This window comes from Klebsiella sp. 141153, assembly GCF_032601995.1.
In the GTDB taxonomy this organism is placed as follows: Bacteria; Pseudomonadota; Gammaproteobacteria; order Enterobacterales; family Enterobacteriaceae; genus Klebsiella; species Klebsiella aerogenes.
This window is the reverse complement of sequence record NZ_JAQIRJ010000004.1, coordinates 492,633-501,544: the sequence shown is the minus strand read 5'-3', so window position 1 is coordinate 501,544 and position 8,912 is coordinate 492,633. Positions and strand designations below refer to the sequence as shown.

Annotated in this window: 19 protein-coding genes; all 19 read right to left on the bottom strand. The window is 50.8% G+C overall.

Features of this window, described 5'->3' with window-relative positions:
* On the bottom strand, window positions 1–504 hold the full coding sequence (gene rpsE / locus PGS10_RS10950; protein ID WP_015703641.1) for a 30S ribosomal protein S5: 504 nt from the start codon (window positions 502–504) through the stop codon (window positions 1–3).
* A 14-nt stretch (window positions 505–518) separates the two neighbouring features.
* Window positions 519–872, bottom strand: a complete 354-nt coding sequence (rplR, locus tag PGS10_RS10945) for a 50S ribosomal protein L18 (protein WP_006817270.1) — start codon at window positions 870–872, stop codon at window positions 519–521.
* 9 nt (window positions 873–881) lie between these two features.
* Entirely contained in the window at window positions 882–1,415 is a 534-nt protein-coding gene (gene rplF / locus PGS10_RS10940; protein ID WP_008807049.1) for a 50S ribosomal protein L6, read from the bottom strand.
* A 12-nt stretch (window positions 1,416–1,427) separates the two neighbouring features.
* On the bottom strand, window positions 1,428–1,820 hold the full coding sequence (gene rpsH / locus PGS10_RS10935; RefSeq protein ID WP_008807048.1) for a 30S ribosomal protein S8: 393 nt from the start codon (window positions 1,818–1,820) through the stop codon (window positions 1,428–1,430).
* 33 nt (window positions 1,821–1,853) lie between these two features.
* Complete coding sequence (gene rpsN / locus PGS10_RS10930; RefSeq protein ID WP_002919667.1) at window positions 1,854–2,159, bottom strand: 30S ribosomal protein S14; 306 nt, start codon at window positions 2,157–2,159, stop codon at window positions 1,854–1,856.
* 14 nt (window positions 2,160–2,173) lie between these two features.
* Window positions 2,174–2,713 carry a 50S ribosomal protein L5 gene (gene rplE / locus PGS10_RS10925; RefSeq protein WP_003031123.1) on the bottom strand — a complete coding sequence of 180 codons (540 nt, stop codon included), beginning with the start codon at window positions 2,711–2,713 and terminating at the stop codon, window positions 2,174–2,176.
* A 14-nt stretch (window positions 2,714–2,727) separates the two neighbouring features.
* The gene (gene rplX, locus PGS10_RS10920; RefSeq protein ID WP_015369424.1) at window positions 2,728–3,042 is read right to left on the bottom strand and encodes a 50S ribosomal protein L24; all 315 of its coding nucleotides are present in this window, start codon (window positions 3,040–3,042) and stop codon (window positions 2,728–2,730) included.
* A 10-nt stretch (window positions 3,043–3,052) separates the two neighbouring features.
* Window positions 3,053–3,424 carry a 50S ribosomal protein L14 gene (rplN, locus tag PGS10_RS10915; protein WP_000613954.1) on the bottom strand — a complete coding sequence of 124 codons (372 nt, stop codon included), beginning with the start codon at window positions 3,422–3,424 and terminating at the stop codon, window positions 3,053–3,055.
* Between the two features lie 164 nt (window positions 3,425–3,588).
* Complete coding sequence (rpsQ, locus tag PGS10_RS10910; protein WP_002438707.1) at window positions 3,589–3,843, bottom strand: 30S ribosomal protein S17; 255 nt, start codon at window positions 3,841–3,843, stop codon at window positions 3,589–3,591.
* A complete protein-coding gene (rpmC, locus tag PGS10_RS10905; RefSeq protein WP_002919754.1) occupies window positions 3,843–4,034 on the bottom strand; it encodes a 50S ribosomal protein L29 in 192 nt (63 codons plus the stop codon). The genes rpsQ and rpmC overlap by 1 nt, the downstream gene beginning before the upstream one ends.
* Complete coding sequence (gene rplP / locus PGS10_RS10900) at window positions 4,034–4,444, bottom strand: 50S ribosomal protein L16 (RefSeq protein WP_002919759.1); 411 nt, start codon at window positions 4,442–4,444, stop codon at window positions 4,034–4,036. The genes rpmC and rplP overlap by 1 nt, the downstream gene beginning before the upstream one ends.
* Before the next feature lie 12 nt (window positions 4,445–4,456).
* On the bottom strand, window positions 4,457–5,155 hold the full coding sequence (rpsC, locus tag PGS10_RS10895; RefSeq protein WP_002919766.1) for a 30S ribosomal protein S3: 699 nt from the start codon (window positions 5,153–5,155) through the stop codon (window positions 4,457–4,459).
* A gap of 17 nt (window positions 5,156–5,172) precedes the next feature.
* The gene (gene rplV / locus PGS10_RS10890; RefSeq protein WP_002919773.1) at window positions 5,173–5,505 is read right to left on the bottom strand and encodes a 50S ribosomal protein L22; all 333 of its coding nucleotides are present in this window, start codon (window positions 5,503–5,505) and stop codon (window positions 5,173–5,175) included.
* 14 nt (window positions 5,506–5,519) lie between these two features.
* Complete coding sequence (gene rpsS / locus PGS10_RS10885; protein ID WP_001138115.1) at window positions 5,520–5,798, bottom strand: 30S ribosomal protein S19; 279 nt, start codon at window positions 5,796–5,798, stop codon at window positions 5,520–5,522.
* Window positions 5,799–5,814: 16 nt separating this feature from the next.
* Window positions 5,815–6,636 carry a 50S ribosomal protein L2 gene (rplB, locus tag PGS10_RS10880; RefSeq protein WP_015369423.1) on the bottom strand — a complete coding sequence of 274 codons (822 nt, stop codon included), beginning with the start codon at window positions 6,634–6,636 and terminating at the stop codon, window positions 5,815–5,817.
* Window positions 6,637–6,653: 17 nt separating this feature from the next.
* Window positions 6,654–6,956: a 50S ribosomal protein L23 gene (rplW, locus tag PGS10_RS10875; RefSeq protein ID WP_000617546.1), complete on the bottom strand. Its 303-nt coding sequence runs from the start codon at window positions 6,954–6,956 to the stop codon at window positions 6,654–6,656.
* Window positions 6,953–7,558, bottom strand: a complete 606-nt coding sequence (gene rplD / locus PGS10_RS10870; protein ID WP_000424395.1) for a 50S ribosomal protein L4 — start codon at window positions 7,556–7,558, stop codon at window positions 6,953–6,955. The genes rplW and rplD overlap by 4 nt, the downstream gene beginning before the upstream one ends.
* Before the next feature lie 10 nt (window positions 7,559–7,568).
* Window positions 7,569–8,198: a 50S ribosomal protein L3 gene (rplC, locus tag PGS10_RS10865; protein ID WP_015369422.1), complete on the bottom strand. Its 630-nt coding sequence runs from the start codon at window positions 8,196–8,198 to the stop codon at window positions 7,569–7,571.
* 32 nt (window positions 8,199–8,230) lie between these two features.
* Complete coding sequence (gene rpsJ / locus PGS10_RS10860; protein WP_001181005.1) at window positions 8,231–8,542, bottom strand: 30S ribosomal protein S10; 312 nt, start codon at window positions 8,540–8,542, stop codon at window positions 8,231–8,233.
* Window positions 8,543–8,912: the final 370 nt, after the last annotated feature.

Sequence of the window (8,912 nt, the reverse complement as noted above, 5' to 3'; positions counted from 1 at the left end):
TTATTTCCCCAGAATTTCTTCAACGGATTTACCACGCTTGGCAGCGACCATATCTGGAGACTTCATATTTTCCAGGCCATCAATAGTTGCACGAACCACGTTGATCGGGTTGGTGGAACCATATGCTTTAGCCAGAACGTTACGAACCCCAGCGACTTCCAGAACGGCGCGCATTGCACCACCGGCGATGATACCGGTACCTTCGGAAGCCGGCTGCATGAATACACGAGAACCCGTGTGAGTACCCTTAACCGGGTGCTGCAGGGTGCCAGTATTCAGCGCGACGTTAATCATATTGCGACGGGCTTTTTCCATCGCTTTCTGGATCGCTGCTGGAACTTCACGCGCTTTACCGTAACCAAAACCTACGCGACCGTTACCGTCACCAACTACAGTCAGAGCTGTGAAGGAGAAAATACGACCACCTTTAACGGTTTTAGATACGCGGTTAACCGCGATCAGCTTTTCCTGCAGTTCGCCAGCTTGTTTTTCGATGTGAGCCATCTTACACCTCTACCTTAGAACTGAAGGCCAGCTTCACGGGCAGCATCTGCCAGTGCCTGGACACGACCATGATATTGGAACCCGGAACGGTCAAAGGAAACATCTTTGATGCCTTTTTCCAGAGCGCGTTCAGCAACAGCTTTACCCACAGCTGCAGCCGCGTCTTTGTTACCGGTGTACTTCAGTTGTTCAGAGATAGCTTTTTCTACAGTAGAAGCAGCTACCAGAACTTCAGAACCATTCGGAGCAATTACCTGTGCGTAAATATGACGCGGGGTACGATGTACCACCAGGCGAGTTGCACCCAGCTCCTGGAGCTTGCGGCGTGCGCGGGTCGCACGACGGATACGAGCAGATTTCTTATCCATAGTGTTACCTTACTTCTTCTTAGCCTCTTTGGTACGCACGACTTCGTCGGCGTAACGAACACCCTTGCCTTTGTAAGGCTCAGGACGACGGTAGGCGCGCAGATCTGCTGCAACCTGGCCGATCACCTGCTTATCAGCGCCTTTCAGCACGATTTCAGTTTGAGTCGGACATTCTGCAGTGATACCGGCCGGCAGCTTATGTTCAACAGGATGAGAGAAACCTAAAGCCAGGTTTACTACATCCCCTTTGACCGCTGCACGATAGCCTACACCAACCAGCTGAAGCTTTTTAGTGAAGCCTTCGGTAACACCGATAACCATTGAGTTCAGCAGGGCACGCGCGGTACCAGCCTGAGCCCATCCGTCTACGTAACCATCACGCGGACCGAAGGTCAGAGCATTATCTGCATGTTTAACTTCAACAGCATCGTTGAGAGTACGAGTCAGCTCGCCATTCTTACCTTTGATCGTAATAACCTGACCGTTGACTTTAACGTCAACGCCGGCAGGAACAACGACCGGTGCTTTAGCAACACGAGACATTTTTTCCTCCGATTAGGCTACGTAGCAGATAATTTCGCCACCAAGACCAGCTTGGCGCGCTGCACGATCAGTCATAACACCTTTAGAGGTAGAAACAACTGCGATACCCAGACCCGCCATAACTTTCGGCAGCTCATCTTTACGTTTGTAGATGCGCAGACCTGGGCGGCTGACACGCTGAATGCTTTCTACAACAGCTTTACCCTGGAAATACTTAAGAGTCAGTTCCAGTTCCGGCTTGATGTCGCCTTCAACTTTAAAATCTTCAATAAAGCCTTCTTCCTTCAGCACGTTGGCAATTGCCACTTTCAGCTTGGAGGAAGGCATGGTGACCGCAGCTTTATTCGCGGCCTGACCGTTACGGATACGGGTCAGCATATCCGCGATCGGATCTTGCATGCTCATCTGTCTTTACTCCCGTGATTCAATTGGTGACAATTACCAGCTAGCCTTTTTCAGACCCGGGATTTCACCGCGCATAGCGGCTTCACGGACCTTGATACGGCTCAACCCGAACTTCCGCAGGAAACCATGCGGACGACCTGTTTGACGGCAGCGATTACGCTGACGAGACGGGCTGGAATCACGCGGCAGAGTCTGCAGCTTGAGAACAGCGTTCCAACGATCTTCGTCGGTTGCGTTCACATCAGAGATGATAGCTTTCAGTTCAGCGCGTTTAGCGAAGAATTTATCAGCTAAAGCCACGCGCTTTACTTCGCGTGCTTTCATTGATTGCTTAGCCATTAAGTAACCCTACCTTACTTGCGGAACGGGAAGTCAAAGGCAGCCAGCAGAGCGCGGCCTTCTTCATCAGATTTCGCAGTAGTGGTAATGGTAATATCCAAACCACGAACGCGGTCGACTTTATCGTAGTCGATTTCTGGGAAGATGATCTGCTCACGGACACCCATGCTGTAGTTACCACGACCGTCGAAAGACTTAGCGGACAAGCCACGGAAGTCACGGATACGCGGTACAGCAATAGTGATCAGGCGCTCAAAGAACTCCCACATGCGCTCGCCGCGCAGAGTTACTTTACAGCCGATCGGATAGCCCTGACGGATTTTGAAGCCTGCAACTGATTTGCGTGCTTTGGTGATCAGCGGTTTTTGACCGGAGATTGCTGTCAGGTCAGCTGCTGCGTTATCCAGCAGTTTCTTGTCAGCGATCGCTTCACCAACACCCATGTTCAGGGTGATCTTCTCGACCCGAGGGACTTGCATGACAGAATTGTAGTTAAACTCAGTCATGAGTTTAGCGACTACTTCGTCTTTGTAGTAATCATGCAGTTTCGCCATCGTACTACTCCAAATTACTTGATAGTTTCGCTATTAGATTTGAAGAAACGGACTTTTTTGCCGTCTTCGAATCTAAAGCCTACACGGTCAGCCTTGCCGGTTGCCGCGTTGAAGATAGCAAGGTTAGAGACTTGAATAGCTGCTTCTTTCTCTACGATGCCGCCTGGTTGGTTCAGGGCCGGAACCGGCTTCTGATGTTTCTTAACCAGGTTGATACCTTCAACAATGACCTTGCCGGAAGACAGGACATTTTTAACTTTACCGCGTTTACCTTTATCTTTACCGGTTAACACGATAACTTCGTCATCACGACGGATTTTCGCTGCCATGATTCGCTCCTTAGAGTACTTCTGGTGCCAGAGAGATAATTTTCATGAACTTCTCGTTACGAAGTTCACGAGTTACCGGCCCAAAAATACGCGTACCGATAGGTTGCTCGCTGTTATTGTTTAAAATAACGCATGCATTACCATCGAAGCGAATGACAGAACCGTCCGGGCGACGAACACCCTTCTTGGTGCGCACCACTACCGCCTTCAGCACATCACCTTTCTTGACCTTACCACGCGGAATTGCTTCTTTGATGGTGATCTTGATGATGTCGCCTACGCCTGCGTAGCGACGGTGCGAGCCACCCAGAACCTTGATACACATTACGCGACGTGCACCGGAGTTGTCGGCGACGTTCAGCATAGTCTGTTCTTGGATCATTTTAGTGCTCCGCTAATGTCAACTACTACTGGGACCCAAAAGCTGGGTCGTTAAAAAGCCCCATATCGAGGGCGCGGCATTATAACACCGCTTCTGCAATATGGGTAGAAAAAATAAACGGCCCATCGCTGAGCCGTTTATTCGTATTGAGAATGCGTACTCTATTACAGAACCGCTTTCTCTACAACGCGAACCAGCGTCCAGGACTTAGTCTTGGACAGTGGACGGCATTCACGGATTTCAACCTTGTCGCCGATACCACATTCGTTGTTCTCGTCATGTACGTGCAGTTTGGTCGTACGTTTGATGAATTTACCGTAGATCGGGTGTTTCACAAAACGTTCGATAGCAACAACAATGGATTTCTCCATTTTGTCGCTAACTACGCGACCTTGCAGAGTACGGATTTTATCGGTCATTACGCACCCGCCTTCTGAGTCAGTAAAGTCTTAACGCGTGCAACATCACGACGCACTTGCTTCAGCAGATGAGTCTGTTGCAGCTGGCCACTTGCAGCCTGCATACGCAGGTTGAACTGCTCACGCAGCAGGTTCAGCAGCTCAGCGTTCAGCTCTTCAACGCTTTTTTCACGCAGCTCTTTTGCTTTCATTACATCACCGTCTTAGTTACAAAGGTGGTTTTGATCGGCAGTTTCGCTGCTGCCAGGCCGAATGCTTCACGGGCCAGCTCTTCCGGTACGCCGTCCATTTCATAAAGGACTTTACCCGGCTGAATCAAGGCAACCCAGTACTCCACGTTACCTTTACCTTTACCCATACGAACTTCCAGCGGCTTCTCGGTGATCGGTTTGTCCGGGAATACACGGATCCAGATCTTACCTTGACGCTTAACTGCACGGGTCATAGCACGACGTGCTGCTTCGATCTGACGTGCAGTCAGACGACCACGGCCAACAGCTTTCAGACCGAAAGTGCCGAAGCTAACATCCGTACCCTGCGCCAGACCACGGTTGCGGCCTTTGTGCACTTTACGGAATTTTGTACGCTTTGGTTGTAACATCAGCGACGCTCCTTATTTACGGCCTTTACGCTGCTGCTTTTTAGGTTGAGCAGCCGGTTCCGGTTGTTCAACAGCAGCCATACCACCCAGGATCTCACCTTTGAAGATCCATACCTTAACGCCGATTACACCGTAAGTGGTGTGCGCTTCAGAGGTGTTGTAGTCGATGTCAGCACGCAGAGTGTGCAGCGGTACGCGACCTTCACGGTACCATTCGGTACGTGCGATTTCCGCGCCGCCCAGACGGCCGCTAACTTCAACTTTGATACCTTTAGCGCCCAGACGCATTGCGTTCTGTACAGCACGCTTCATAGCACGACGGAACATAACGCGACGTTCCAGCTGAGAAGTGATGCTGTCAGCAACCAATTTAGCGTCCAGTTCAGGCTTACGAACTTCGGCAATATTGATCTGTGCAGGAACGCCAGCGATATCCGCTACGACCTTGCGCAGTTTTTCTACGTCTTCGCCTTTCTTACCGATAACGATACCCGGGCGAGCAGTGTGAATGGTCACACGGATGCTCTTAGCCGGACGCTCGATAACGATGCGAGATACAGACGCTTTAGCCAGCTCTTTAGTTAAGAACTGACGTACTTTAAAATCGCTGTCCAGGTTGTCAGCGAATTCTTTGGTGTTCGCGAACCAGGTAGAGTTCCATGGTTTGACAATACCCAGGCGAATACCATTAGGATGTACTTTCTGACCCATTGCTAGTCTCCAGAGTCTCAGCGATCGGACACAACCACAGTGATGTGGCTGGTGCGCTTCAGGATGCGATCTGCACGACCTTTAGCACGCGGCATAATGCGCTTCATGCTCGGGCCTTCGTCTACGAAAATTTTCGCAACTTTCAGATCATCAATGTCAGCGCCATCGTTGTGTTCAGCGTTAGCAATGGCAGATTCCAGTACCTTCTTGACCAGTACAGCAGCTTTTTTGTTGGTGTAGGTCAGAATATCCAGGGCCTGCGACACTTTCTTACCGCGAATCAGGTCAGCTACAAGGCGAACCTTCTGAGCAGAAGAACGAGCATGGCGATGTTGAGCTAAAGTTTCCATCTCTTCCTCCTACCTTATTTCTTCTTCGCTTTTTTATCAGCAGCGTGGCCGCGATAAGTACGAGTCGGTGCGAATTCACCCAGTTTGTGACCAACCATTTCGTCGGAAACAAAGACTGGAACGTGCTGACGACCATTATGGACAGCGATGGTCAAACCGATCATGTTAGGAAAGATCGTTGAACGACGGGACCAAGTGCGCAGGGGCTTCTTGTCTCCGCTTTCCACCGCTTTCTCTACCTTCTTCAGCAAGTGCAGGTCAATAAAAGGACCTTTCTTGAGAGAACGTGGCATGGCTTATCCTCTAAAATTATTTGCTACGGCGACGTACGATGAATTTATCAGTACGCTTGTTGCTGCGGGTCTTCTTACCTTTGGTCTGCAGGCCCCACGGGGATACCGGGTGCTTACCAAAGTTACGACCTTCACCACCACCATGTGGGTGATCGACTGGGTTCATCGCAGTACCGCGAACGGTAGGACGAACACCACGCCAGCGTGCAGCACCTGCTTTACCCAGAACGCGCAGCATATGCTCAGCATTGCCAACTTCGCCCAGAGTAGCGCGGCAGTCTGCTTCGACTTTACGCATTTCACCAGAACGCAGACGCAGGGTGACATAAGCACCGTCACGAGCAACGATCTGAACGTAAGTACCAGCGGAACGAGCCAGCTGACCGCCTTTACCTGGTTTCATTTCTACGTTATGAACGGTAGAACCAACCGGGATATTGCGCATCGGCAGGGTGTTGCCTGCTTTGATTGCAGCATCAACGCCAGACTGAATCTGGTCGCCAGCTTTCAGGCCTTTCGGGGCCAGAATGTAACGGCGCTCACCGTCTTTGTACAGAACCAGCGCGATGTTCGCGGAACGGTTCGGATCGTACTCAAGACGTTCAACAACTGCCGGGATACCATCTTTGTTGCGTTTGAAGTCAACAATACGGTAAGCCTGCTTGTGACCACCACCGATATGACGAGTGGTGATACGGCCATTGTTGTTACGACCGCCGGATTTGCTGTTTTTTTCAACCAGCGGAGCAAAAGGTTTGCCCTTGTGCAGCTCTGGGTTGACCACTTTAACAACGTGGCGACGACCCGGAGATGTCGGTTTACATTTAACAACTGCCATTGTATTACTCCTCCGACTTACTCAGCGCCGCCGACGAAGTCCAGATTCTGGCCTTCCTTCAGGGTGACGTAAGCTTTTTTCCAGTCGCTACGACGACCGATACGCTGTCCGTGACGTTTAACTTTCCCTTTAACTACCAGGGTGTTAACGACTTCGACTTCGACTTCAAACAGTTTCTGCACAGCAGCTTTGATTTCTGCTTTGGTCGCGTCTTTAGCAACTTTGAGAACGATGGTGTTGGTTTTTTCCATCGCAGTAGACGCTTTTTCAGAAACGTGCGGTGCGCGCAGCACCTTCAGCAGACGTTCTTCACGAATCATGCCAGCATCTCCTCAACTTGCTTAACAGCATCAGCAGTCATTACGACTTTGTCGAAGGCGATCAGGCTAACCGGGTCGATACCAGTCGCATCGCGTACGTCAACCTTGTGCAGGTTACGTGCGGCCAGGAACAGGTTCTCGTCCAGCTCACCGGTGATGATCAGCACATCTTCCAGAGCCATGTCTTTCAGTTTCTGAGCCAGCAGCTTAGTTTTAGGCGCTTCTACAGAGAACTTCTCGACAACGATCAGACGATCCTGACGTACCAGTTCGGACAGAATGCTTTTCAGCGCGCCGCGGTACATCTTCTTGTTAACTTTTTGACTGTGGTCCTGCGGACGAGCAGCGAAGGTTACGCCACCGGAACGCCAGATCGGGCTCTTGATAGAACCTGAACGCGCACGGCCGGTACCTTTCTGGCGCCATGGCTTTTTGCCTGAACCAGTTACTTCAGCACGAGTCTTCTGAGCACGAGTACCCTGACGCGCACCAGCTGCATAAGCAACAACAACCTGGTGAACCAGCGCTTCGTTGAAATCACGACCGAAGGTAGTTTCGGAAACAGTCAGCGCGCTCTGCGCGTCTTTCAATACTAATTCCATTGCTATCCCCTTACGCCTTCACAGCTGGTTTAACGATCAGGTCGCAGCCGGTTGCACCCGGAACACCACCTTTAACCAGCAGCAGGTTGCGCTCAGCGTCAACACGTACTACGTCCAGGCTCTGAACAGTAACGCGTTCGTTGCCCAGCTGACCTGCCATTTTCTTGCCTTTGAACACTTTGCCCGGAGTCTGGTTCTGACCGATAGAACCCGGAACGCGGTGAGACAAGGAGTTACCGTGGGTAGCGTCCTGGGTACGGAAGTTCCAGCGCTTAACGGTACCAGCGAAACCTTTACCTTTAGAGGTACCGGTTACGTCAACTTTTTTAACGTCAGCAAACAGTTCAACGCTAATGTTCTGACCAACGGTGTATTCTTCACCATCTGCCAGACGGAACTCCCACAGGCCGCGGCCAGCTTCTACGCCAGCTTTAGCAAAGTGACCAGCTTCCGGCTTAGTTACACGGTTAGCTTTTTTAGCACCAGTGGTAACCTGAATAGCGCGATAGCCATCGTTAGCCAGATCTTTGACCTGAGTAACGCGGTTTGCTTCAACTTCGATAACGGTTACTGGGATAGAGACGCCATCTTCAGTGAAGATGCGGGTCATACCCACTTTTTTACCGACTAAACCAATCATTGTATCAACCTCTCAATCGCTCGATGACCTGATTAACCCAGGCTGATCTGCACGTCTACACCGGCAGCCAGGTCCAGACGCATCAGAGCATCAACGGTTTTTTCAGTTGGCTCAACGATGTCAACCAGACGCTTGTGAGTACGAATCTCGTACTGATCACGCGCATCTTTGTTGACGTGCGGAGAGATCAGAACGGTGAAACGCTCTTTGCGGGTCGGCAGCGGGATCGGACCACGGACTTGCGCACCAGTGCGCTTAGCAGTCTCGACGATTTCCGCGGTTGATTGATCGATCAGACGATGATCAAACGCTTTAAGGCGGATACGGATTCTTTGGTTCTGCATGAGACCAGAGCTCCAATTATTTTATAGACGAAATGATTACTCCTCATACCCATTACGATTGATGGGAGAGTGTAACCGTTCTTACAGAGTTCCCCGATTGGGAACATTGTTAGGTAGCAAACTGCGCTACCAGGGCTCATATCGAACCGGCCGTCAATTTTGACAGGCCCGCGCATTATACGCAAATTCAGGCGCGACGCAAGTGCTGATTAGAAAATCATCACCACAATTTGCGCGTCTTCTCGCGCAGGCGCTCAGCAATGCAATAACACGATAAATAAGTCAGGAAGAAGCCTTCCATCTTGCACAAATGCGCTTTGCGCAAACGCGCGACGATAAGCAAAGTGAGCGCATTATCCCCGAACAGGAG